General features: G+C 60.3%; 23 protein-coding genes and 1 tRNA gene. 8 read left to right on the plus strand and 16 right to left on the minus strand.

Annotated elements, in window-relative coordinates; genetic code table 11:
* Positions 1-32: 32 nt before the first annotated feature.
* Positions 33-1,664: a phosphoglucomutase (alpha-D-glucose-1,6-bisphosphate-dependent) gene (gene pgm, locus ABXR19_RS13535; protein WP_354601672.1), complete on the plus strand. Its 1,632-nt coding sequence runs from the start codon at positions 33-35 to the stop codon at positions 1,662-1,664.
* A 172-nt stretch (positions 1,665-1,836) separates the two neighbouring features.
* On the opposite strand, the gene ABXR19_RS13540 is transcribed toward pgm, so the two are convergent.
* Positions 1,837-2,967 (minus strand): GGDEF domain-containing response regulator, encoded by a 1,131-nt coding sequence (locus tag ABXR19_RS13540; RefSeq protein WP_354601673.1) that lies wholly within the window; start codon positions 2,965-2,967, stop codon positions 1,837-1,839.
* Entirely contained in the window at positions 2,964-3,992 is a 1,029-nt protein-coding gene (locus tag ABXR19_RS13545) for an oxidoreductase (protein ID WP_435594328.1), read from the minus strand. Before ABXR19_RS13545 ends, ABXR19_RS13540 begins: the two co-directional genes overlap by 4 nt.
* A 241-nt stretch (positions 3,993-4,233) precedes the next feature.
* On the opposite strand from ABXR19_RS13545, the gene ABXR19_RS13550 reads away from it, so the two are divergent.
* A complete protein-coding gene (locus tag ABXR19_RS13550; protein WP_354601674.1) occupies positions 4,234-5,094 on the plus strand; it encodes an HDOD domain-containing protein in 861 nt (286 codons plus the stop codon).
* Between the two features lie 66 nt (positions 5,095-5,160).
* Here the strand turns inward: ABXR19_RS13550 and ABXR19_RS13555 are convergent, their stop codons facing one another.
* The 3 genes from ABXR19_RS13555 to ABXR19_RS13565 all read right to left on the minus strand — a co-directional run bounded on the left by ABXR19_RS13555 (position 5,161) and on the right by ABXR19_RS13565 (position 9,802).
* Entirely contained in the window at positions 5,161-6,645 is a 1,485-nt protein-coding gene (locus ABXR19_RS13555; protein ID WP_354601675.1) for a pectate lyase family protein, read from the minus strand.
* A gap of 162 nt (positions 6,646-6,807) precedes the next feature.
* Entirely contained in the window at positions 6,808-8,709 is a 1,902-nt protein-coding gene (locus ABXR19_RS13560) for an ATP-binding cassette domain-containing protein (RefSeq protein WP_354601676.1), read from the minus strand.
* Positions 8,710-8,848: 139 nt separating this feature from the next.
* The gene (locus ABXR19_RS13565) at positions 8,849-9,802 is read right to left on the minus strand and encodes a hypothetical protein (protein WP_354601677.1); all 954 of its coding nucleotides are present in this window, start codon (positions 9,800-9,802) and stop codon (positions 8,849-8,851) included.
* A gap of 591 nt (positions 9,803-10,393) precedes the next feature.
* Here ABXR19_RS13565 and ABXR19_RS13570 point away from each other — a divergent pair.
* Positions 10,394-10,468, plus strand: a tRNA-Arg gene (locus tag ABXR19_RS13570).
* A gap of 156 nt (positions 10,469-10,624) precedes the next feature.
* On the opposite strand, the gene ABXR19_RS13575 is transcribed toward ABXR19_RS13570, so the two are convergent.
* The 5 genes from ABXR19_RS13575 to ABXR19_RS13595 form a co-directional block, all read right to left on the minus strand.
* Positions 10,625-11,701: a DUF3108 domain-containing protein gene (locus ABXR19_RS13575; protein WP_354601678.1), complete on the minus strand. Its 1,077-nt coding sequence runs from the start codon at positions 11,699-11,701 to the stop codon at positions 10,625-10,627.
* 9 nt (positions 11,702-11,710) lie between these two features.
* Positions 11,711-12,355, minus strand: coding sequence for a phosphoribosylglycinamide formyltransferase (purN, locus tag ABXR19_RS13580; RefSeq protein WP_354601679.1), 645 nt, complete (start codon positions 12,353-12,355; stop codon positions 11,711-11,713).
* A 63-nt stretch (positions 12,356-12,418) separates the two neighbouring features.
* Entirely contained in the window at positions 12,419-12,865 is a 447-nt protein-coding gene (locus ABXR19_RS13585; RefSeq protein WP_354601680.1) for a hypothetical protein, read from the minus strand.
* Between the two features lie 15 nt (positions 12,866-12,880).
* Positions 12,881-13,552 (minus strand): DedA family protein, encoded by a 672-nt coding sequence (locus ABXR19_RS13590; RefSeq protein ID WP_354601681.1) that lies wholly within the window; start codon positions 13,550-13,552, stop codon positions 12,881-12,883.
* A gap of 53 nt (positions 13,553-13,605) precedes the next feature.
* Positions 13,606-14,970 (minus strand): MATE family efflux transporter, encoded by a 1,365-nt coding sequence (locus ABXR19_RS13595; protein WP_354601682.1) that lies wholly within the window; start codon positions 14,968-14,970, stop codon positions 13,606-13,608.
* A 178-nt stretch (positions 14,971-15,148) separates the two neighbouring features.
* On the opposite strand from ABXR19_RS13595, the gene ABXR19_RS13600 reads away from it, so the two are divergent.
* Both ABXR19_RS13600 and ABXR19_RS13605 read left to right on the plus strand, forming a co-directional pair.
* Positions 15,149-15,922, plus strand: a complete 774-nt coding sequence (locus ABXR19_RS13600; RefSeq protein ID WP_354601683.1) for an SDR family NAD(P)-dependent oxidoreductase — start codon at positions 15,149-15,151, stop codon at positions 15,920-15,922.
* 67 nt (positions 15,923-15,989) lie between these two features.
* Positions 15,990-16,382, plus strand: a complete 393-nt coding sequence (locus tag ABXR19_RS13605) for a VOC family protein (RefSeq protein WP_354601684.1) — start codon at positions 15,990-15,992, stop codon at positions 16,380-16,382.
* A 129-nt stretch (positions 16,383-16,511) separates the two neighbouring features.
* On the opposite strand, the gene rnhA is transcribed toward ABXR19_RS13605, so the two are convergent.
* Both rnhA and ABXR19_RS13615 read right to left on the minus strand, forming a co-directional pair.
* On the minus strand, positions 16,512-16,985 hold the full coding sequence (gene rnhA / locus ABXR19_RS13610) for a ribonuclease HI (protein WP_354601685.1): 474 nt from the start codon (positions 16,983-16,985) through the stop codon (positions 16,512-16,514).
* A gap of 79 nt (positions 16,986-17,064) precedes the next feature.
* Positions 17,065-17,796, minus strand: coding sequence for a class I SAM-dependent methyltransferase (locus ABXR19_RS13615; protein ID WP_354601686.1), 732 nt, complete (start codon positions 17,794-17,796; stop codon positions 17,065-17,067).
* Between the two features lie 17 nt (positions 17,797-17,813).
* Between ABXR19_RS13615 and gloB the strand changes: the two genes are divergently transcribed.
* Positions 17,814-18,584, plus strand: coding sequence for a hydroxyacylglutathione hydrolase (gene gloB, locus ABXR19_RS13620; RefSeq protein WP_354601687.1), 771 nt, complete (start codon positions 17,814-17,816; stop codon positions 18,582-18,584).
* Here gloB and ABXR19_RS13625 read toward each other — a convergent pair.
* From ABXR19_RS13625 to ABXR19_RS13640, 4 genes are all read right to left on the minus strand, one after another.
* Positions 18,575-18,973: a response regulator transcription factor gene (locus ABXR19_RS13625; protein ID WP_354601688.1), complete on the minus strand. Its 399-nt coding sequence runs from the start codon at positions 18,971-18,973 to the stop codon at positions 18,575-18,577. The genes gloB and ABXR19_RS13625 overlap by 10 nt on opposite strands.
* Entirely contained in the window at positions 18,970-19,923 is a 954-nt protein-coding gene (locus tag ABXR19_RS13630; protein ID WP_354601689.1) for a diguanylate cyclase, read from the minus strand. Before ABXR19_RS13630 ends, ABXR19_RS13625 begins: the two co-directional genes overlap by 4 nt.
* Before the next feature lie 173 nt (positions 19,924-20,096).
* Positions 20,097-21,014, minus strand: a complete 918-nt coding sequence (gene rocF / locus ABXR19_RS13635) for an arginase (RefSeq protein ID WP_354601690.1) — start codon at positions 21,012-21,014, stop codon at positions 20,097-20,099.
* Entirely contained in the window at positions 21,011-22,309 is a 1,299-nt protein-coding gene (locus ABXR19_RS13640) for a threonine/serine exporter family protein (RefSeq protein WP_354601691.1), read from the minus strand. Before ABXR19_RS13640 ends, rocF begins: the two co-directional genes overlap by 4 nt.
* Before the next feature lie 190 nt (positions 22,310-22,499).
* Between ABXR19_RS13640 and ABXR19_RS13645 the strand changes: the two genes are divergently transcribed.
* Positions 22,500-23,423 (plus strand): lysylphosphatidylglycerol synthase transmembrane domain-containing protein, encoded by a 924-nt coding sequence (locus ABXR19_RS13645; protein WP_354601692.1) that lies wholly within the window; start codon positions 22,500-22,502, stop codon positions 23,421-23,423.
* Between the two features lie 12 nt (positions 23,424-23,435).
* A complete protein-coding gene (locus ABXR19_RS13650) occupies positions 23,436-24,443 on the plus strand; it encodes a glycosyltransferase family 2 protein (RefSeq protein WP_354601693.1) in 1,008 nt (335 codons plus the stop codon).
* Positions 24,444-24,529 lie beyond the last annotated feature (86 nt).

The raw sequence follows: 24,529 nt of genomic DNA on the forward strand, positions 1-24,529 counted from the left end.
CCATTGCATATCCCCCAAATCAGGAGCACACGATGGCCCACCCCCTTGCTGGCAAACCGGTTCCCGCCGACATGTTGATGGACGTTCCCGCTCTGCTTGCCGCCTATGCAGAAGTGCCGGACGTGAGCATTCCTGAGCAGCGCGTCGCCTTCGGCACCAGCGGTCATCGTGGCACGGCCTTCAAGCGCAGCTTCAATGAGGCGCACATCCTTGCCATCACCCAGGCCGTGTGTGAATACCGCGCGGGCCAAGACATCACCGGCCCACTGTTCATCGGCAAAGACCCTCACGCACTCTCCAGCCCGGCGCAGTGCTCGGCGCTGGAAGTACTGGCCGCGAATGGTGTGGCCACACGCATGCAATCCGACGATGGCTATGCCCCGACGCCGGTGATCTCGCGCGCCATCCTCGTCCATAACCAGGGCCGCACCACGGATCTGGCCGACGGTCTGATCATCACGCCATCGCACAACCCGCCGCAGGACGGCGGCATCAAGTACAACCCGCCCAATGGCGGCCCGGCCGACACGGATGTGACGGGCTGGATCGAGCAGCGCGCGAATGCGCTGCTAGCGACCGGCAATGTGGATGTGAAACGCGTCCCTTATGCTGAGGCTATCAAGGCTGCCTGCATCACGCAGGAAGATTTCACCGAAGCCTACATCGCCGATCTCGATCAGGTCATCGACATGGCGGCGATTCGCGCCGCGAATCTGAAGATCGGCGTTGATCCGCTGGGTGGTGCCGCCGTCGCTTACTGGCACCGGATTGCCGCGCGTTACGGCCTGAACATAGAGGTAGTGAATCCGAATGTGGACCCGACTTTCGGCTTCATGACCCTAGACCACGACGGCAAGATCCGCATGGATTGCTCCAGCCCCTACGCCATGGCCGGGCTGGTAGGCTTAAAGGATCGCTTTGACATCGCCTGGGGCAATGATGCCGACGTGGATCGCCACGGCATCGTCACGCCGACCGGGCTGATGAATCCGAATCACTATCTGGCCGTCGCCATCCAGTACCTCCTGGGCCATCGCCCACGGTGGACCAATGCTGCGGTCGGCAAAACGCTAGTGTCCTCCAGCATGATTGACCGGGTGGTCGCCGGGCTGGGCCGCAAGCTGCTGGAAGTGCCGGTGGGCTTCAAGTGGTTCGCGCCGGGCCTGCTCGACGGCAGCCTGTGCTTTGGTGGTGAGGAGAGCGCCGGGGCGAGCTTCCTGCGCCGCGATGGCACAGTGTGGACCACCGACAAGGACGGCATCATCCTCGGCCTGCTTGCGGCCGAAATCACCGCAGTGACCGGCAGGGACCCCGGTCAGCATTACGCAGCGCTCACCGCCCAGTACGGCTCGCCGCACTACATCCGTATCGACGCGGCCGCCACGCCGGCACAGAAGAAAGCCTTCAAGCTACTCACCGGCGACAAGGTCAGCGCCACCACATTGGCCGGTGAAGCGATCACTGCGCGCCTGACCACGGCCCCTGGCAATGGCGCGAGTATCGGCGGACTGAAGGTGACGACAGCGAACGGCTGGTTCGCCGCGCGCCCCTCGGGCACCGAAGACATCTACAAGATCTACGCCGAAAGCTTCATCAGCGCCGAACACCTGCAACAGATCGTCAAGGAGGCGCAGGAGATCGTCACCGCAGCACTGGCAGGGTAGGCTGGAAAGCCGCACGCAGCATTGCTCTTCAAGAGACCTGTCCGCATAGGCACGTAACGCGGGCCTCTACACACAGGTACTCCATAAACCCAAGTCAGAAGCGCGTCTGCAGGCAAGCGCCAAGAAAAAGCCGCGCAAATCGCGCGGCTTTTTCTTGGCGTCTATCCCAATCTCAACCGCGCCACTCCGTCGCCACGCTGGCCCCAGCCGTCATGGTGGTGGTCGTGTGCATGTCCAGCGAGGTGATCTGAGCCCGTTCAAGCAGCAGGGCCAGCTGCATGTCGATACGGAACTCCTGCTCCATCATTTCCAGCAAGGGCAATACCGTCTGCACCAGCTCACGCAAGCGCTTGCGCGGCTCGTCCTTGCTGCCAGTACGAAGCTGCGTCAGCGCATGATCCACACTGACCGCCAGACGACTGAAGCGCCCGATGCTGTCCGCATTGATTTCGCCCGACTCGGACACCACGCGATTGCCGCCCATCATGGTGCCATCAGCCACGCGCGAAACCGCCAGTTGCAGCAACTCTTCAAGTGAGAGATTCGGATCGCCATGCGCGCTGGCCAGGCCAACGGTCAGGCTGATGCGGATGCGATGCTCCTTGTAAGTCATTACAATCGTGTCGATGGCACGACGCAGCCGCAACGCAAAGGCGCCGCAAGCATCCAGATCCGCAGAGGGCGAAATGATCGCGAACTGACCTTCAGCCAGATGCGCAATAGTGTCTTCCTTGCGCACCTTGGCCGAGAGCAGCTTGGAGAGCTTGCGATGCACCAGCTGGCCAACACTATGGCCGTAGGTCTCGCAAAGCTGGTCGTAGCCATCGACCTGAATGACCATCACGCTGACATCGCCACGATTGCGGCGCACCAGCTGTTCGCGGCTCTCTTCGAGTTCACGACGAGTCTGAGCCAGTTTCGCCAGGGCTTCGATTCGGGCGACCAGTTCGACACGCGGCGTAGCCTTGGTGATGAAGTCAGTGGCGCCCATGGCCTGGGCTTTCATGCGCACTTCGTTCTCGTCATCACCCGAGATAATCAGCACCGGCAAGGTATTCACGCGCGACAGACGGGAGCCGCGAATCCGCTGCAACAATCCGAAACCATCCAGGCGTGGCATGCCGATATCGGAAATCACCACTTCGATAGTTGGATCAAGCAGCAAACTCTGCCAGCCAGCCTCACCATCGGATTCCTCGCGCACATCGAATTTGTCGCGAATCTGCTTGATCAGCGAGGCGCGCACCATGCGCGAATCATCAACGATCAACACACGCGGCAATTGCGCAACAACGTCACTCATGGCTTTTCCTCTGTGTTGCCCGACGGGGCAATCTGTACAACAGTGCGGCCTGTCGCCCGCGCTGCAATGAAATCTTCAAACACCAGCGGCAAGTCGTCAAAACCAATCACCCGGGTAATCGCATCCAGATGGCGCGGACGCAAATCCGCCGACAAACGCGCCCACGCCTTTTCACGCACGGCAAATCCAGCATAGACCGAATCGATCCCGAGCAGACTGACGCCTCGCAAAACAAAAGGCAAAACGCTCGTATTCAGTACAGTATCGGCGGCCAGACCAATACTTGCTACTACGCCGGTCGGTTTACTGCTGGCGAGCAGCCAGGACAGCACCGCACCACCCAGGTTATCCACGGCACCCGCCCAGATTCCTTTATCCAGCGGCTTGATCGCATCCAGCGCCAATTCGCTGCGCAGCATCACCCTCGCCGCGCCCAAGGAGCGTAGCCAATCGGCTTGCTCCGGCTTGCCAGTCAGCGCGACAACCTCATAGCCGCGCCCGGCCAACATGTCGATAGCCAGGCAACCCACGCCACCGCTGGCGCCGGTCACAATTACGGGGCCATTTTCGGGCTTGAGACCGTTATTTTCCATGCGGGTAATCGCCATCGCAGCCGTCAAGCCGGCGGTGCCGATAGCCATGGATTCCTGCAGACTCAAACCTGCCGGCAAAGGCAAGACCCAACCGCCGGGCATCAAGGCATATTCGGCATAGCCGCCGTGGTGCGCGACACCGATTTCGTAGCTGGTGGCAATCACCTTGTCGCCCGGTTGGAATCGCGGCGCAGCGCTCTTGACCACAGTGCCGGCCAGATCGATTCCGCCCACGCAGGGGAAACGCCGAATGATGCGTCCCTCGCCCGTCGCGGCCAGCGCATCCTTGTAATTTACCGAAGAACACTCCACACGGATCAGCACATCGCCATGATCAAGTGCCGTTTCGTCCATCTGCACAAAACGCCCGGTCACGCGCATGGGCGTTGAATTTCCAAGCTGTTCGATCCGGAAAGCCTTGAATGATTCCAAGAGATTTTTACCAGCAAACAATACGAGGGCAGGATAGTGGCGCGAGTCGTGCCACATGGCAATCGGAGCTGTTGTTTTAGTGCCAAAGTGGTAGTCCGACAAGCCATGTTCCGGCGCGCGCAGGGCTTCACACGACCAGCGGCACGCGGCCCAAGGAAACCGAATCATCAGGACGACTAAAGTTAGTCCGGGCAAAGCCGTAGAAACCTGCACGCAGCCGACACCCCTTATGGAACGGACCATGCTCAACGCACCACTCGACTCAATCGAGAGCTACATCAGCTACTTCAGCAGCAAGGAAATTCCTGTGCTCCGCCGCAGCATGCGCGCACTGAACGAATTGCAAAAAAACGAAGACGGCGTAAGCGGCAGAGCACTCGCCAATGCAGTGCTCGAAGACCCGATGCTGGCACTGCGTGTGCTGGTTTATCTCGAAGCCCATCGCAACCACCGCCAGAATCACGACATCACCACCATCGACCGCGCCATCATGATGATGGGCATCACGCCATTTTTCGAAAAGTTCGGAAATCTGGGCACGGTCGAAGAAAAGCTAGCCACCCATCCCAAGGCATTGATTGGCCTGCTCAAAGTCATCAACCGTGCCAAGCACGCGGCCCACTGGGCGCGCGAGTTCGCATTGATGCGCCATGATATCGATGTGGACGAAGTCACCGTCGCCGCCCTGCTCCACGAGGCCGCTGAAATCCTTTTCTGGTGCTTTGCACCGGAGTTCATGCTCAAGGTAGAACAATTGCGCCACGACCATGCCGGCATCCGCAGCGCGGTCGCTCAACAGGCGATTTTTGGAATCACCGCCCGCGACGCCCAACTCGCCCTGGTGCGCGAATGGCACCTTCCCGAGCTATTGATTACCCTGATGAGTGAAGAAAACGCCGAAAACCCGCGTGTTCGCAACGTCATCCTTGCTTGCGACCTGGCCCGCCACGCCGCCAACGGCTGGGATGATCCCGCCCTGCCGGATGACTACACCGCTATCAGCACTCTGTTGCGGGTGAAACGCAGCGTGGTCATGCAACGCATCGGCGCCCCGGAAAAATACTGGCTTGCCATCGCAAGCGAAGAAATCGAAGCGGAGTAAACGCCCCGCCAACGAACACAAAAAAGCCGAGGTCGCAGCCTCGGCTTTTTTATTTCACTCAAGCTATCAAAGCTTGCCAGGGCCTGCGTTGGACTTCACAGCAGCAGGTACATCTGAAGCCGGAAGAACTTTGTTGACGCCATACAGCGTCGGCTTCCAACCAACGTCGGGCGTCAGCGGCTTGCCAATAAGTTCCTTGCTATCAAAAGGCTTGCCATTGACCACCGAACCGACATCCACAAACACTGTTCCGCCCATATTGACCGCGGCCTGTGCAGAGTTGCCGTTCTTGATATCAAAAACATTGGCTTCGGAGTAGATCGCTGAGTCCTTACCCACGCCCAGAGCCTGCCGGAGGATGCTACCAGCCGGCTTGGCTTTCAGTGTGTTCAGGTGGTTCTGGTAAGAATCGAGTTTCGGATCGTCGTTGCCCGCCGCATCACCCACAAAGTAGTTGTTGTACACATGCACTTTGCCAAAACGTACTCGCGGCATGCGCTGACCAACATTCTCAAAATAGTTATTGTGAAGAGTGACATTGAGCTTGCCTGTATCGACCTTGGAGCTATCGCTGCCGCCGATCAGGAAGGCTTTGTCGTGATCCTTGAAGACGCTGTTCGAGATCGTTACGAAGTTGGCGCCATTGGTGACATCCACCATGCCATCGTGATGCTGAACCTTCTGGGTGATTTCGTTGTGCGGAAAAGGGAAAACCGGTGGAAACAGCTTGTCGGAGCGATCGCCGTCATTGAACGAGCAATGATCAATCCACACACGCTTGCCTCCGTTCACCGAAATCAAGTCGTACTCGGAATTCCAGCGACCGCCCGGGCAATTCTGCGGGCCTGTCTTGGCATCAACAAAAGCTTCCTGACAACCCGGATAGCTCTTGTCGATTTTGAAGCTATCGCCCGGATCCCAGCCAGGAAAATAATCGAAGGCATCCTCAAACGCGATGTTACGGATGATCACATTCTCGGAATCCGGCCCGATCACCAGATTGCCCTTGACGATCTTGGCGTCCTTGCCCAGACCGACGATGGTCGTGTTCGACGGCACCTGAATCACGATGCGATCTTTCTGTCGCTTGGAAGAGGCAACCCGTGCATCTTCCTGCGGACCGGAGAGCTTGCGCTCCGGGCGACCCTTGACCAGATTCTGATTCCATGTGGCCGGCGCATAAGCCTTCATGTAGTCATTGAAGTTATACGGCGCGACCGTGTAGTCCTTTTCGGTCAGCTCCTTGTTGTTGTCATCGGCAGAGAGATTGATCGTGCCCTTCACGCGGATGATCTTGGAGGCGTTTGCTGCCTTGGCCAAAGCATCCACAAACTCTTTGCGCGTACTGACGGTGAATTCATTCTCGGCCTTGGCGGCAGAGCCACCGGTCACAGCGCCTTCGGCTGCGGCCCAGCCATCATTGGCGGCCAACACGGCACGCCCGATGTCGGCAGACTTGCCAGCGACAGCAGCTTTCTCAGGGCCACCGCTGGCACAAGCGGCCAGCAAACCGATTGCCGCCAAAGAGACGGCCAACACGTTCTTCTTCATACTCTCCTCCGAGTGGAATGAATCACAGGAAACGCACACTTCAAAAAACAGGTTTATCCATGCCCTGGGCGACATGCAGACGCTTGGGACAGGCGCGCCGAGCTTGGTTCAACCCAGCAGGGAAACATACCCCCAAAGCGTTTTTTTTGCCAGCCTGAAACCTTATGTTTTGGCTTCAAGCGCCTCCCAGCGCTCCAGCAAATTAAGCAACTCTTCATCAATCGCCGCCAGCCGCGTATTCATCGTCGTCATTTCCGCGCCACGCGTGCGGTAGATTTCCGGATCGGCCAACTGCTTTTGCAGACCGGCTTGCTCGGCCTCCAGTGCCGCCATTTTGGCGGGCAGGCCTTCAAGCTCGCGCTTCTCGTTGAAACTCAACTTGGCCTGCTTCGCGACAGGCTTGCGCTCTGCCTCTGCAGCCTTGCTGGCTGTAGACGCGCTTCTGACGGCCTTCTCCGCGGCATCCTTCTCAGCATTTTTGACCCGCAACCAGTCGTAATAACCACCTGCGTATTCGCGCCACTGTGCATCGCCTTCAAAGGCAATGGTTTGCGTCACCACGTTGTCGAGGAAGGTCCGGTCATGACTGACCAGAAAAACCGTACCGTCATACGACTGCAACAGCTCTTCCAGTAACTCCAAGGTTTCTACATCCAGATCATTAGTCGGCTCGTCCAGCACCAGGATGTTTGCCGGCCGGGCAAACAGACGGGCCAGCAGCAGGCGGTTGCGCTCGCCGCCGGACAGTGACTTCACCGGGCTGCGCGCACGCTGTGGTGAAAACAGGAAATCGCCCAGATAGCCGATCACGTGTTTTTTCGTATTGCCGATTTCGACGAAATCCGAGCCGGGGCTGATGACTTCGGTTAGCGGCGCCTCCTGATCCAGCGCCGTGCGGAACTGGTCGAAGTAGGCCACCAGCTGCTTGGTGCCTCGCCGGATGGTGCCGGAGTCGGCCTCGTGATCACCAAGGATCAGTTTGAGCAGCGTGGTCTTGCCGGCACCATTCGGGCCGAGAAAACCGATCCGGTCACCACGCATGATGCGCGCCGAAAAATCACGGATCACCGTCTTGTCGCCAAAGCTCTTGCTCACATTCGTCAGCTCGGCCACCAGCTGGCCGCTCTGCTCGCCGCGATCCAGTTGCAGGTTGACGCTGCCGAGCCGGTCACGCCGTGCCGTACGCGTTTTGCGCAGCTCTTCCAGACGCAGCACGCGCCCTTCATTGCGCGTGCGGCGCGCTTCCACGCCCTTGCGAATCCACACTTCTTCCTGCGCCAGAAACTTGTCGAATTCTGCGCTGCTCTTGGCTTCCATCTCCAGCATCTCGGCCTTGCGCTGCTGATAGGTTGCGTATGAGCCGGGGAAGCTCACCAGGCGGCCACGATCGAGCTCGATGATGCGCGAGGCAGTATTGTCCATGAAAGCCCGGTCATGGGTGATCAGCACCACGGCGCCACGGAAGGCCTTGATCAGCTCTTCCAGCCAATCAATGGCGGCCACGTCCAGGTGATTGGTCGGCTCGTCCAGCAGCAGTAAATCCGGCTCGCCCGCCAGCGCCCGGGCCAGCGCCACGCGCTTGATGCCGCCGCCGGAAAGGCTGGAGACCAGCGCCTCACCATCCAGCCGGAGACGATCGATCACCTGCTCCACCTTGTGATGCAAGGCCCAGCCATTGCTCGACTCCAGCGCGTGCTGAAAGTCTGACATGCGATCCATCGCGGATTCGTCGCCATGCGCGAGCGCATGCGCCGCCTCGTGATAACCCGCGATCAGACGCGCCGCATCGCCCACCCCATCGGCCACCGTGGCGAACACGTCGCGCGCCAGATCAAAATTGGGCTCCTGCGCCACGTAGGCCACCTTCAAACCTGGCTGTCGCCACACCCGGCCATCGTCGAGACTCTGCTCGCCCGCCAGGGCACGCATCAGGCTGGATTTACCCGCCCCGTTGCGCCCGATCAGCGCCACCCGTTCGCCGGGCTCCAGCACGAGTTCGGAATGGTCAAGCAAGGCCACATCGCCAAAGGCAAGGCAGGCGTTTTCTAAGGTCATCAAAGGCATGGGATTCGTCACGGTGAAGCAAGGAAGGGCCGGATTGTACCCCGGCAAACCCAGCCCCCTGCCTCATCTGCCGCATGGTGCGAGCCTGTTCAGGCAGGCAAGCCGAAGAAGCCCCCACCATACGGCTCTTCGGGTACAGCTATTTCTTGGCGGACTTCCTGGCAGGCTTCGTCACCGGCTTCGCGCACATGCCGGTTTTCGGGTCGTAAGGATCGAACCACAGCTCCTTGCGCTGCAGCGGAGTTTTCTCTGACACCAGATGGTTCTCGATACGAAACAGCCGCCGCGCACAGAAATTCGCACGTTTGATCATATCGGCGTAGTAGTCCATGACCATTTTGCGCAGCGTCCCATCGCGCACCATGACTTCCATGCCCTCACTCAAACGCTGATGCAGACGCGGCGCTTTGGGCGAGACAAAAATATAGGTCGGCAAGGGGTATTCGAGCACGATGTCACTCTCCACCACCAGTTCGGGATTGTCTGCGGATCGCGCGTCGAACTCGACAAACACCTCATTCACGCCGCGCGGAAAATAATCTGAACGATCCGCCAGCAACATGCGCAAGATCGGCTCGAAGTTCTCGCCGATAACAAGGTTGAATCCATTCGCATCCATGATCTTGCGTGATGACCAGGCCGCCCCTATCCCGGCACGCAAAGCCTTGAGTTCGTCCAGTGCACGCACCGCCGACAACCGGGGCTGTGCGGCCTTGGTAGTCAGCGAAATCCGGTAGTTCTGTAAACCCATATCCACCGGAATCCAGATCGGCAACAGTTGCTCTTCCCAGCTTGGCTGGCTGGCCACGATCGTGGTGTTGTGCGTTTCGCCGCTGACCAGTTCAATCAGGGAACGCTCGCGGGCGATGGTGCCGGTCGTCCATTCAATCCGGTACGGACCGTATTTTTTCTGCGTGCGACGCATCGCCTCCTCCAGCACCAGATCCGAAAACTCCAGGCGCTGATTAACCCCGACATTGGGTCGGTTGCGGATCAACACATCGTCGGCCTGTGCTACTTGTGGCCCCAGCAAGGCCGACAGCAAGAACAAAAGGCCCGTCAGCTTCGCTTTTGCACTGAATGTCTGCGGCACACATCCTCCAGAAGACCACGCACGATTACCCTAACCGTCAGAATAGGCCGGCACAAGGCTCCCTGTCTGTCATATTTCTTGTCGCGCCTGTATGGAACGAAATGAAGGCCTTGAAGAAACCTGTCCCAGCTTCAGCTAGGCGATCCGGACTCAACCCGCCCTGATTTCTGCCCTTGCCCGACGCAACATTTTTCATCATCGCAGTGACAGACAGGCACAGCCAATGCGGACGCGGGCCCTGGGTGCGATAAACCGTGATCATTGCCTTGCGCGAAGGCTCTCAGGTACACAAAGACAGCTTCCGGTAACTAAACGAAGATCTGGATCTGATCGCCGAAGTCTGTACCGAAGCCATGCGCGAGCCACTTTGGCAGTTTCACCCGGAATCTGGACAAACCGTAAGCGCCACGCTGTTCAGAACCACCGCTCCGAGTTCGCACCAGCTCCTTGAGAAACGAGCGCGCCCGAAACATTCCATTTGCAGAGCAACACTGACCCAAAGACAAAGCGCAGACGGAGTTGGCACACGATTAGCCGAAGTCGACAAATGCTGTATTGGTCTGAAAATGGAATTACAATGCGCGCCTTCTTGCCACCATAGTTGAATGGATACAACGGCCCCCTCCTAAGGGGCAGGTACAGGTTCGATTCCTGTTGGTGGTACCAAAATAAAAGCCCGCTTCACGCGGGCTTTGTCACATCCACAGGAGCATGACCGAATCCTCTTGTGAGAATGGCTTCAGCCGCGAATTTTTGCCCGGCACTCGCGGCTGAAGCCGCTCCTACACTGCCCTTCCACGCTCCTGCCGTTTCCCGCAAGGTCTATTCGCTGGAGGCGGCCTCCGGCTCACGTGCCAGCATTTGCCCTTCAATCTCGACCTCGGCCGCTTTCAGGTCGACCACGATGCTGCCCAGCTCGATGCGGATCCGCGCCGGCGCATTGCGCCAGACCGGCGCCAGCCAGACGTCGATGATCGAGCCGTTATTGCCGCGCGTCGTGAAGTGCCGCGTCTCGATCTGGCCGGCGGGCAAACGCAGCATTTCCTTGCCGCGCGCCGTCAGCACGGAATCGGCTACCCAGAAATCGCCGACGACGAAAAAGGCAGCCTTGTCGATGCCCTCGTCCAGAGTCATCAACAACTGCGGCAGCGCCGAAATCGCCACCGCCAGACCTTTGATCTGACGCTCGCGCGTATCAGCCGCGCGCTGCAGCGTGACCTTGCCGCCGGCCTGATCAATCAGGCTGGTGGAATGTTTGCTCAAGCGCAGGTCGCTGGTGGTTTCGCTGATGATCTGGGGGCCGATCAGGCGGCCGGTGGAACGGAAATCCAGCGAGCTATCCAGACTGCTCAGACCGGCCGAGAGGCGACTCTGAAAGCGTTCGCCATCATGTTCCCAGCTGGCCTGACCACGCGCGCCGAGGGCGATGAAAGCGCCTGCCGTGCCGGTGTAAAGCACCCGTCCCTGCCTTGGCAAGCGCTGTGCAACGGGCGCCTGCAAAGGGGTATCGCCAAGAGGCCCAGAGGACGGGCCTGTCGGAGCATCCTGCCCGGAGACGTCCGCCAGTTGCGGCTCTGCAGGCAGGCTGTCCGTGGGCGCCGGGCCGCTGGCTTCAGCTGTAGCGGATTCCGGCGTCTTGTCCTGGGGTAGCTGAGCAGTGGGCGCATCCGGCGGTCGGGGCGCAGGTTTCGGGCGTGGGCGCGGCTTGGGCTTGAGCTTGGGCACGGCAGCTTTGGCTGCCAGTGAGGCCATTGCAGACGGCGCGCTGAGTTTCGCTTCGAGACGCAAGGCTTCGCCGGGCGGTTCAGGCGTTTCGGACAACTCCCATCCCGGCGATATGAGCCAGGCGAAATGCGCCGCAATGGACAGCAGCAAGGCGACGATCAGGCGCCGTCGCACAGGCTCACCTCAGGCTTCGACGGGCGGCACGCTCCAGCCCTCGGGGCCGGTCGGTGCGTCCAGCAATTCGACCCGCCCGGCAGCATCCAGGCGCAGACGATCTTCCACGAACCAACGCACGGCTTGCGGATAGATGCGGTGTTCCTGCAGCAGCACGCGCGCAGCCAGACTGTCTTCATCGTCACCAGCCAGCACCGGCACCACGGCCTGGATGACGATGGGGCCGCTATCCAGTTCCGGCGTGACGAAATGCACGGTGGTGCCGGCCACTTTTACGCCTGCTTCGATGGCGCGACGATGCGTATGCAGGCCGGTGAAACAGGGCAACAGCGAAGGATGGATATTGAGCATGCGGCCCGCGAAGTGGCGCACGAAATCGTCGGTCAGGATGCGCATGTAACCGGCCAGCACCACCAGATCCGGTGCGAAGCGGTCGATTTCCGTGGCCAACGCGGCGTCAAAGGCTTCGCGCCCGGCAAAGGTCTTGTGGTCCAGCGCCATCGCTTCGATGCCGAAACCGCGCGCAATATCCAGCCCTTTGGCATCCGGCCGATTGGCGATAACAGCGACAATCCGCGCGCCGGGAATGCCGGCACGTACGATCGCTTCCATGTTGCTGCCACGGCCGGAAATCAGGATAACTATGTTTTTCATGTATTCAATTAATGCGGGGTTGCTGGCCGGGGATGGCAGCCTTGAAAAAATTGAAATCAGCGTTTATTGAGCTGATCCGGATGGCTGGCGGTAGCCCATGCCCATCACCGTTCCGCCATCCGGCGCAGCAGTCACGAAGGCATAGCGCACTTCGCTGGCGCCATCATTGATGCGCCAGTAACGCACAATGCCGCCGTCTTCCTTGAAAGCGCCGATATAGTCCAGATCGGCAGCCTTCAGGGAATTCTTGTCAGAGATCGTCTGCCCCGACTGATGGCGCAGGTTACGCGGCAACTCGCGTTCAAGCTCCGCGGATAAACCGGTCTTGCCGAACCACGCGGCTTTTTCGACGATCTGATTGTCCTTCTTGATCAGCGCCTGCCGCTCCTGAGCAGCCTTCTTGAATTCGGGACTGTTGATGTCAGGCGCGGCGTCCGAAAACAGCTTGTCGCACCCCGAGCACAGCAGTGCAGCACACAGGGCAATCATCAAACCAGCGCGAGTATTCATATTCCCTCCGGGGAATCAAGGCTGCGCAGTCTGTGCCTTGCGGCTGCGCAACCAGGCTACAAACAAGGGCATCAAGGACACAGCAATGATGCCCAGGACGAACACACTCAGATTATTCTTGATGAAGGGGATATTGCCGAGGAAGTAGCCCGCAAAAGTCAGCGAAAAGATCCAGATCGCACCACCCAGAATATCCAGCGGCAGAAAGCGGCGATAGTCCATCTGCGCAACGCCGGCCACAAAGGGGGCGAAGGTCCGCACGATGGGCATGAAACGCGCAACGATGATGGTCTTGCCACCGTGATGTTCGAAATAGCTGTGGGTCTTGTCGAAGGCCGCGCGGTTGAACAAACGCGAATGCTCCCACTTGAACACGCGAGGGCCGAGCGAGCGCCCGATCCAGTAATTCACGTTATCGCCCAGCACGGCGGCAAGAAAGAGTGAGCCCGACAGGGTAAAGATGTCCATACCACCCAATGCGGCCACCCCGCCGGCCACAAACAACAGCGAATCACCGGGCAGGAAAGGCGTCACGACCAGTCCGGTTTCGCAGAAGATGATCGCGAACAGGATCACGTAAATGTAGTTGCCGTACTCGGCGACAAGTTGCGGCAGGAATTTATCGAGATGCAGGACGATGTCAAAGAACTGCATGATCAGCTCGAAGAATTGCGTGATGAGTTCCATTGGGGTGCGGGCTTCGTTTCGGTGGCCGCAATGATACCGGAAGCGCCCGCGCATCAGCCCTGCATGTGGGCCAGAATCCGTTTGCGCGTATTCCGCGCATGCGGCACCCAGCCCAGCCAGACCCAGCGTACGGCCATGATCAGGCCGCGACAGCATTCATCCGCCGCATAGCCGATCCAGATGCCGACCAGCCCCATGCCGAAATGCACGCCCAATAGCCAGCCCAGGCCGACGCCAAACAGGAACACCGAGACGACGCTGACCTTGACCGGAAAGCGCGCATCGCCTGCAGCACGCAAGCCGCTGGTGACCACGATATTGAACGAGCGACCCGGCTCCAGCACCAGCTCCACCCACATGATCAAGCCGACCAGCGCCAGAATCTGCGGATCGCGGGTAGCCTGCGCCACGGCCAGTGGCGTGGCGAAAAAGCTGATCGCCGTGCACAGCAGGATCGCGCCGAAGCCCCAAGCCATGGCCTGCCACAACACGCGATTGGCCTGTTTCAAACGCCCGGCGCCGACATAATTGCCAACCATGATTTCGGTGCCGAAACCAACCGCGCCGGTAAATAGCGTCACCAACTGCACCGCTTGCCACACGTAGGCATGGGTCGCCAGTGCGGCCTGCCCCATGCTGGCGACCATCGAGATGCTGATGATGAAACTGATGCGGAAAGCGACTTTCTCGCCCGCGCCGGGCAAGCCGATATGCAATATGCTGGACAGCGGTTTCCAGCGCAGACGCAACCAGTCCGGCAGAGCGATGTACACGCCCAGCTTGCTGCGCCACACGCGCCAGGCCAGGCCGATAGCCAGCAGGCGCGAAAGCGTCATCGCAGCCGCCAGCCCGACCAGCCCCCAGCCGGCCCAGGCGCCAACACCGAGCATCAGCGGCACACTCAAAACCACCTGCACGAGGTTCATCACCAGCACGATCTTCATCGACTCACGCGTGTGCGTGTAAGCGCGCAACACTGCCACCATGCACATCGAGATCGCGTCGAACAACAGTGCCACGCCCAGCGCAGCCATGTAGGGCTCGCCAATCGGCATCAGTTCTACAGGCAAATGCATGGCCGTGAGGATCCAGCTCGCACCCAGACTCAGCAACAGCAGCGTCGCCAGTCCGACCCAGCTGGATGCGGCCAGACCCGCCTTGGCCACCTGATGTGCGCCTGCCTCATCGCCCGCGCCGTGATGCTGGGTCACCACCACGCTGGTGCCAATGCTCACCACGCGAAATACGATCTGCAGCGCGCCAAGGATCTGCCCGACCAGCCCGAAGGACGCCACCGCGCCATTCGAAATGCGGCTGGTCAGCCACAAGCCGAACAGCGCCATCAGGACCATCAACAGGTTTTCAACGAAGATCGGCCAAGTGATCGAAAACAGGCGAAGTTGCTTGGGTGCAGACATGCCGCGAAGTTTAGCGCCAAGCGCAAAAGTTGTCTGACAAATAGTGTGACTGAGGTATCAATCCGGGCCTGCACTGAAAAGCGCCCTCACGACTTGCGACTTGCGACTTGCGACTTGCGACTTGCGACTTGCGACAAGGTATCCTCACGGGTTCAAACTTTGGCAAGGAAACGGCAACATGTTCAACGATCTGAAAGGCAAGCGCGTCCTCATCACCGGCTCTACCCAAGGCATCGGGCTGGCGGCCGCAAAAGCCTTTGCTGCAGCCGGAGCGAAAGTCGGCATCAATGGCCGCAAAGCCCCCGCCGATCTGGACGACATCCTGAACGGCCTGCGTGATGGCGGCGAGGCCGAATTCTTCGCTGCTGACGTGTCGCACAGCGCGGCCTGCGAAAAACTGGTGGCAGATTTCGTCGCGCGTTTTGGCGGCATTGACGTACTGATCAACAATGCTGGCGCACTGGTCGCGCGCAAGCCGTTGCCTCAGATCGATGACGCGTTTTTTGATGCGGTCGCAGATGTGAACATGCGCTCGGCACTGATGTGCACCCAGGCCGCCCTGCCCCATCTGAAGGCGTCAGCGGCGGCCAGCGGCCAAACCGCCGCCGTGATCAGCGTCGGCTCGATTGCCGGCCACACCGGTGGCGGCCCCGGCGCTTCACTTTATGGCGCAGCCAAGGCCTGGCTGCACAACATCCACAAGAACTGGGTCGATTACCACACGGCCGATGGCATCCGCTTCAACATCGTTTCGCCAGGCACCGTGGACACAGCCTTCCATGCGGACAAGAGTCAGGAAGTGCGTGACCGGATCAGTGGCGGCATCCCGATGGGCCGTTTCGGCACAGCGGCGGACATCGCCCCGGCCTTCCTGTTCTTCGCCTCGCATGCCTGCAGCGGCTACATCACTGGACAGATTCTGGATGTGAATGGCGGGCAGTTCATGCCTTGAAATTACTCCGCCTGAAACTTCTGCCGGCTTTGCCGATGCGGTTTCAGGCGACTTCTGGAGACATGCCATGCACATCGCCCATCTGGCTCTATGGGCCCGCGATATCGAGTTGCTGAAAGATTTCTATGTGAAATACTTTGGCGCGCAGGCGGGTCGCCGCTACGCCAACCCGGTCACGCAGTTCCAGTCCTATTTCCTGAGTTTTGCCGGCGGCGCGCGGTTGGAGTTGATGCAACGCCCGGATGTATTCGACCATCCTCCCGCCTTCCCGCTGCAGCAATTCATCGGCTACGCCCATCTGGCGCTGGCGACGGGTTCTGAAGCGGAGGTGGATGCGCTGACGGCACGCCTCATAGCCGATGGCATCACCCGACTCGACGGTCCGCGCCGGACGGGTGACGGCTACTACGAAAGCGTGGTGCTGGACCCGGAAGGCAACCGGATCGAAATTACGGTTTAAGGGCTAGCCGGAGATCCGCTTGCAGTCAGCGTCTACAGGCCATACGCCGAAAGAGCCGCATCCTGCCTTTATCTCCACTGATGCATGCTGAAGAAAGCCGCCCGATGCGGCTCTCCAGCCCGGTGAGTTTCACGCCTGCAGCGCGGAGAATTCCACCGCCTTGCCCGCCTTGCGCGCCGCGTCCACGCCCTGCCGCGCCAGCACGTCGCAACGCTCGTTCTCGACGTGACCGGAATGGCCGCGCACCCACAGCCACTCGATCTTGTGTTTCTCGGCCTCGGCATCCAGCTGGCGCCACAGATCTTCATTCTTCACCGGCTCCTTGCTCGCCGTTTTCCAGCCACGTTTCTTCCAGCCGTGAATCCATTCGGAAATGCCTTTTTGCACATACTGCGAATCGGTATACACCTTGGCCATAACCGGCCGCTTCAGACTCGCCAGAGCGCGGATCACCGCCATCATTTCCATGCGATTGTTGGTCGTTGTCGGTTCGCCACCCCACAACTCCTTCTCCACTGTGCCAGCACGCAAAATCGCGCCCCAGCCGCCGGGGCCGGGATTGCCTGAACAGGCACCATCCGTAAAAATTTCGATTTGATCCATGGATACTCGACTCTGATTGAAAATGCGACTTGCGTTCCGGGTCAAGCCCGGAATGACGATACTGGGCACGACTTGCGAGCTAAGCCCCGCGATCCTTCTGCGTCACTGCGACCAAACCCTTTTTGCGGGCCTTCTGCTCGCGCCATTTGGGCGTAATCAAACGCATGCCGGGCACTCGTTTAACTGCGTGCAACACATAGGCTCCGCCCATGAAAGGCCATAAACGTGGCCCTACAGAATCCATGAAAGACCAGCGCCGCAGCCACTCGGCGCTCGAGGCGGGCGGAGCATAGCAGCCAAAGGCGCTGATCCGGGGTTCGCAGCCCAGCAAACCCAGCCAATCCTTCAGACGCGAGACCGATAGATATTGCCCGCGCCAGGGGATTTCACCCATATGCCCGGCCAGCGCACGGCGCAAACCCCACATGCTGAACGGGTTGAAGCCGGTGATCACCAGATGTCCGCCCGGCACCAGCACACGTTCAAGCTCACGCAGCACCTGATGCGGCGAGCTGGCGAACTCCAGCACATGCGGCAGCACGACCAGATCCAGACTCTGCGACGCAAAGGGCAACTCCTCCGCCAGCAGTTGCACCGAAGCTCCCGGCTCATCGGTGTGGTTGCAGGCGCCACCCAATATGCGATGAGGCATGCGGTTGGCGCGCAGGAAATCCTGCCCGCACAAACCGATCTGCAGTGCATTGAACCCGAAAATATCCGCCACCACACGGTCGACACGATCCTGCTCCCAAGTCAGCAGATACTGACCACGAGGCGTTGGAAGCCATTGCGCGAGATGTGTAATGGACATGCACGGAAATCCGTAGAATGCGGTGGATGATGATTGTTCCTCTTTCCGCGCTGCGCGACAACTATATCTGGGCCATCTGTGAAGGCCGGCGCTGTGTCGTCGTCGATCCAGGCGAAGCCGCGCCAGTGCTGTCTTTCCTGCATGAGCAGGGCTTGACGCTGACCGCTATCCTTCTGACTCACCGCCATGCCGACCACCAAGGAGGCGTCGCCGAACTTCTGGCACATAGCGCCGTGCCGGTCTTCGGCCCGCACAGCGCCGCCATGCCTTTGGTAACGCACGCTCTCAGCGATCAGGGTGAATTCCGGATTGAAGGTTTCGCTTCGCCGCTGCGCGTGCTGGCCGTGCCGGGCCACACCGAGGAACACATTGCTTACCTGTGGAGCGATGCCTTGTTCTGCGGCGACACCCTGTTCGCCGCCGGTTGCGGTCGACTTCTTGGCGGCACCGCACAACAGCTCTTCACGTCCTTGCAGACACTAGCTGCCCTGCCCGCCAAGACGCACGTGTACTGCACGCACGAGTACACCCTCTCGAACCTGGCTTTCGCTGTGGCTGTCGAGCCCGGCAACCTGCAGATCCAGACCCGGCGGCGCTCTTGCGAAGCACTGCGTGAACAAGGCCGCCCCACGCTGCCCTCCAGCCTGGGCGATGAATTGCAGACCAATCCCTTTCTGCGCTGCACTGAAACCGCCGTACACCAAGTCGCCGAAAAGCAAGCGGGCCACGCATTGCATGGCCCGCTGGAAGTTTTTACGGTGTTGAGAAAGTGGAAAGATCAGTTCTGACTTTTCCGCCCCAGCGCCGTTTCCACCGCCGCAATCACTTTGCCGCCGTTGAAGGGTTTGACCAGATAGCCGCTCGCACCGCCCTGGATCGCGGCCTGCACGGTGTCGCGGTCGGTTGATCCAGTCACCATCAGCACCCGCACATCCGGCATTTCAGTCTTGATCTGGCTGAGTACTTCGATCCCCCCCACATTGGGCATCATCACATCCAGACACACCAGCGTCGGGCGCAGCTTGCGAACCATCACCAAGCCATTGGCACCATCTTTCGCCTCAGCCACCACTTCAATCATCTCGGCACGCAAGATGGCACGCAGCATCGCGCGAGTCGTGTCATTGTCATCAATGATGACCACGCTGACGCCCGCAAAGCGGCTCTGTTCACTCATGACAACAACTCCTCACTAGCCACCAGCACGCGATTGCGACCGGCCTGTTTCGCTCTGTACAAGGCTGCATCGGCATCGGCAATCAGTTGCGCTACGGAACCATTTTCACGCTTGGGCACCGTACACGCCACACCAATGCTGATGCTGACCAGACCCAATAGTGATCCAGCATGAGGCATGGCCAGATTCTCCAGGGCGCGACGCATTTCTTCCGCCACCTGCTCGGCGCCCGGCAAATCAGTATCGGGCAAGACCACCGCAAACTCTTCACCACCGTAACGTGCCGTCAAATCGGCCGGGCGGCGAACGCCGCCTTGCAAAGTTTTGGCGACAACTTTCAGGCACTCGTCACCCGCCGGGTGACCGTAATGATCGTTGTACTGTTTGAAGAAATCCACATCACACATCAGCAGCGAAAGCGGCGCAGCGCTGCGAATTCCGCGCGCCCATTCACGCGTCAGAAATTCATCAAACTGGCGCCGGTTGGCGATATCGGTCAGCCCATCCACCGACGATAGGCGGATCAGTTCGCGATTGGCTTCATCGAGCCGGCGCGTCAGCAGCACCAAGGAATAACGCATTTGCGCCATGCGCTGCATCGCGCGCACCTTGGCGGTCAGCACGATTTCAGACATCGGTTTGACCAGAAAATCATCTCCGCCAACAGCAATTCCACGCTCCAGATCTTCATCACTGGTACTCGCGGTCAAAAACAGGATCGGCGTCCATTCACCGTCGCGCTCCAGTTGGCGAATGCGCTTGGCCGTTTCGTAGCCATCAATGCCAGGCATGATCACATCCAGCAACACCAGATCCGGTCGGTGCTCCTTGAATGCCTCGATGCCGGCGGTTCCGTCACTGGCCGAGATCGGCTCGATGCCGATCTTGCGCAACTGAGCGCAGATAACGGCCATGCTGGTCAGCGTATCGTCGATTACCAGAGCTTTCATTGTGAGCGGGCATCCCGTATAGAAGCTTGCCTGATGCGGTTCCCGACACATGCCGGGCGCACAGCGAGTATTCATGCACCTCTACAGGCAGTACTCGCAGCAAAAGCCTCCTCCCCTTGTTTTCGGCCAGATGACCCACAAGCTTTAGGGATTCCCGCGATCTCGCCCTAAAGTCACGCTCTTCGCATCAAAGTGGACTTGCCAAACAGGCTCTCCAGCAGATCAACCGCCAGATCAGCCGTCTTGTTGCGCAGATCCAGCGCAGGGTTCAGTTCCATGACATCCAGCGAACCCAGACGGCCCGTGTCGGCAATCATTTCCATGCACAACTGGGCTTCGCGGTAGGTCGGGCCACCCGGCACCGTGGTGCCCACGCCCGGCGCGATTTCCGGGTCGAGAAAATCCACGTCGAAACTCACATGCAGGTGAGTGTTCTCATCCAGCCCGAACAAGGCCTGCTCCATGGTGTGGCGCATGCCGGTCTCGTCTATATAGCGCATGTCGAACACATCCAGACCCATCCGGTGCACGAGTTGCTTTTCGCCCAGATCCACCGAACGAATGCCGATCTGACGAATCGCTGCCGCGTCAATTGCCGGTCGCTGATCCGACAAGCCGGTCAGCTCCGTCGGCCCTAACCCGCACAGGCAAGCCAGCGGCATGCCGTGCAAATTACCGCTGGGCGTAATCACGGAGGTATTGAAATCGGCATGCGCATCCAGCCAAAGCACACGCAGATGCTTGCCTTGCGCCCGACAGTGGCGCGCTACCGCGCTGATTGAGCCAATTGCCAGTGAATGATCCCCACCCAGCAGGATCGGCAGACTTCCCTGTTGCAAGGCACCAAGCACCGCATCGTGCACGTGATGATTCCAGGCAATGACCTCATCCAGATGACGGTAGCCATCAACCGGCGGCGACCAGGGATTGCTCGGCCCGGCCAGATTTCCCAGATCTTCGACGAAAAGCCCGTGGCTTTCCAGCGTCGCCTTGAGATCGGCTACGCGCAAGGCTTCCGGCCCCATCGAAGCGCCACGCATGCCCGCACCGATATCAGTCGGCGCGCCAATCAGGGTGATCGGTTTGCTCATGTACGGACCTTGGTCAGCAAACTGAAAACCAGTGACCCCAGCCAGGCACCAGCGAGCAGACCCATACCCATCGAACCAACCACAAACGCCGACTTGAAGATGTTGGCCAAGGTACCGGCCACCAGCACCAGCGGAGCGCCCGCGCCGGCGAGGGCAATATCCATCGCCCCACCGATGCTGCGGAACATCAGCACGCCGGGCATCATCGGCACTGCGCCGGCAAAAGCTACGGCCGCAAACGGGATGCGCATGCTGCTGACCCAGCGGATCGCCATGAAGCCAATCGCCACACAGGCGAACAGGGTAGCAATCTCCAGCGGCATACCATTGGCCAGACACAGATATCGAATCCCGTGGCCGACCATGCCGCAGGCAATGGAGGTCCACAACACGCGCCAGGGGGCGTTATAAAAGGCGCCAAAGCCGCAGGCAGCCACGCCGGCCAGTACGATATCCAGCCACAGCGAAATCGGCTGTGCAGCCACTGTCGAAGGCGGCACCGTGGTCATCCCCAAAGTAAGCCAGCCGCCAAGGAAAATCCCCATCGCCGCCGCCACCAGAATGCCGGCCGACAGCCCCAGACGCGGGATACCGGTCTGCATGTTGTTCTCCAGCATGTCGTAGAGGCCATTGATCAGGTGCGGCCCCGGCACCAGCATCAAGGCCGGCACGATCAGGCAGATGCCGGGCGTCTGTGTCCAGCCCAGCAGGATCACCACGCCGCCCATCAGGGAGCCGATCAGCGCGGCCACGAAAGGCAGGGCAAACAGCACCGGATGGTGCTTGTGCATCTCCTGACGCACCAGCATACCCAAGGCTGAGGAGGCAGAAATCACCGCCATACCGCCCCAGTCTGCGGCGAGCAGCCAGGCCAGCGCACCGGCAGCCAGGCCGAACATTAACGATAGCGTCCAGCGGCTATGCCGGCCGGCGCTTTGTTCGACCTCATCAAGCAGCTTGATCGCCTCCGGCAAGAGCATCTGGCGGGCACACACCTTGTCGATGGTGCGATTAACCTCGGCACTGACCGCAATATTGATGCGGAACTCTGGCGCCTGCGCATGCACATGCAGGCCATCCGGCGTGTAGACCGTCACCGTGCGATAGCCCACCTGCACCTGCAAGGGCAGCCACAAGGCGTGGCCGATCTCCTCCAGCCGCTCGCGCAAGGACGCGGTGCGCATGTTGTATTGCAGGAGCAGGCGGGCCACGCGCTGGATGAAGCGCAGCTCATCGGATTCGTGATTCAGCCTGACGCCCGCCTCGGGCTCTGAGGAAATGTAGGTGTCGCTCATGGTGTTTCTGCGGTGAATAGTTGCGGTAGACAAGCTGCCCGATGGGGCGTTAAACAGGGGCAGATGGTAAACTCCCGGCCTTCTCTAGCAATCTCCGGGCCCAAGCCCTTCCACTATAGATGCCCTACCCCGACTGTCGCGGCCCGATGCTACCTGCCTTTTGTGCTCTGCGGCACGCGGAGCGTCATTCTTGAAGACCTGGATCAAACGCGGCCTGGGCTTGGCTATCACCCTGGGCCTGCTCGCCTGGGTGCTGCACGGCGCGCGCTGGCAAGACGTGGGCGCCAGCTTGGCGCACGTCAGCGCCCTCGATCTGGGCTTGGCGATTGCCGCCTTCGCGGCCAGTTACCTGCTGCGCGCCGCCCGCGTGCATGACGAATTCCGCGAAGAAACCGGCGCCCGCTTCGCCGCCATCCTGCGCCTGACCCTGCTGCACAACGCCTCGATCAACATCCTGCCTTTTCGCAGTGGCGAAGCCACCTTCCCGATCCTGCTCAATCGCTGGTTTGGCGTGCCAAGCACGCGTGCCGTCGTGGCCCTGCTGTGGCTGCGCATTCAGGATGCCTTCGTGGTGTTGGCGCTGGCCGCCTTCGTCTGGCCCGATCTGCATCCGGCCCTGCGCGCCGCGTGGATTGGCGCCGTCGTGCTAGCCGCCGGGGCCATCCCGGTATGGGCTGCGCGCCATCCCGAACTCGAAGCCAGGGCCGGCAAGTTTTCCAGCGCCGTACATCGCATCCGCGCCGCTCTGGCCGAATCCACCCGCCATCACGGGCGCGGCTGGCTGTGGACCATCGCCAACTGGTCGCTAAAACTCGCCGCACAAGCCTGGCTGCTCGGGGCGCTCCTTCAAGACTCAATCTGGACGGGCCTCTCCGGGGCATTGGGCGTGGAACTGGCGGCCATCCTGCCGATTCAGGGGGTCGCCGGTTTCGGCACCTACGAAGCCGGTGGTGCCGCGCTGCTCGCCCCGCATGGCATCACCTTCACCAGCGGCCTGAACGCCGCGCTGACCCTGCATCTTTTCGTAATCGCCAGCGCGCTTGTCGCCGGTGCTCTAGCACTGGCATTTTTGCCCGCCGCCAACCCTGTTTCAAAACTTGAATCCGTTGACTGAAAGTCGCCCACCATGAACGAAATCATCACTATCCCGGCGCACACCCTGTCCATCGTCATCCCGATGTACAACGAAGCCGACAACGTCGAACCAATGATCACCCGCGTACACGAAGGCCTTGCCGGCTACGCGCATCCCTGGGAACTGATCCTCGTCGACGATGGCAGCTCGGACGCCACTCCTAACGAACTGCGCCGCGTCAGCGCCAAATTCGGCCCGCACGTGCGCCCGGTGATCCTGATGCGCAACTTCAAGCAGACCGCTGCCATGCAGGCCGGTATCGACGCTGCGCGCGGCGATGTCGTTGTCACCCTGGACGGTGACCTGCAGAACGATCCAGCGGACATCCCGCGCATGGTCGGGCGTCTGCTCAATGAAGATCTGGACATGGTTGCCGGCTGGCGCAAGAACCGCAAGGACGGCCTCGTTCTGCGCAAGATCCCCTCGCGCATCGCCAACCGCCTGATCGCCCGCATCACCGGCGTCACCCTGAATGACTATGGCTGCAGCCTCAAAGCCTTCCGTACCAGCGTGCTCAAGAACGTGCGCCTGTACGGCGAAATGCACCGTTTCATCCCGGCCTGGATCGCCACCGTCACCACCCCGCGCCGCATTGCCGAAGAAGTCGTCACCCACCACGCGCGCATCCACGGCGAATCCAAATACGGCATCTCGCGCACCTTCCGCGTCGTGCTCGATCTGATCTCGGTTTACTTCTTCATGCGCTTCCGCGCCCGCCCCGGCCACTTCTTCGGCGGCGCCGGCCTGATCCTCGGCGGCATCGGCAGCCTGATCCTCAGCTACATGGCCGTGCTCAAGTTCGTAATGGGCGAATCCATCGGCACCCGGCCCCTGCTGATGGTCGGCTTCTTCAGCCTGATCATGGCCGTGCAGTTCATCCTCTCCGGCGTGCTGGCCGAAACCCTCGCCCGCATCTACTTCGAATCCGGCGCCGGCAAGCTGTATCAGGTGCGCGATCCGGACAGCCCGAGTGCGGAAGAGGCCTGGTACAAGGCTTGAATGGGCAGAATGCTGGAGAGGCTCGCTGCGCGGTCTTCTCCGGGCAGGCAGGCTGAAGAAACAAGCTGGGCGCGGCTGTACAGGCT

It is taken from the genome of Uliginosibacterium flavum, from assembly GCF_040566545.1.
GTDB classification, from domain to species: Bacteria; Pseudomonadota; Gammaproteobacteria; order Burkholderiales; family Rhodocyclaceae; genus Uliginosibacterium; species Uliginosibacterium flavum.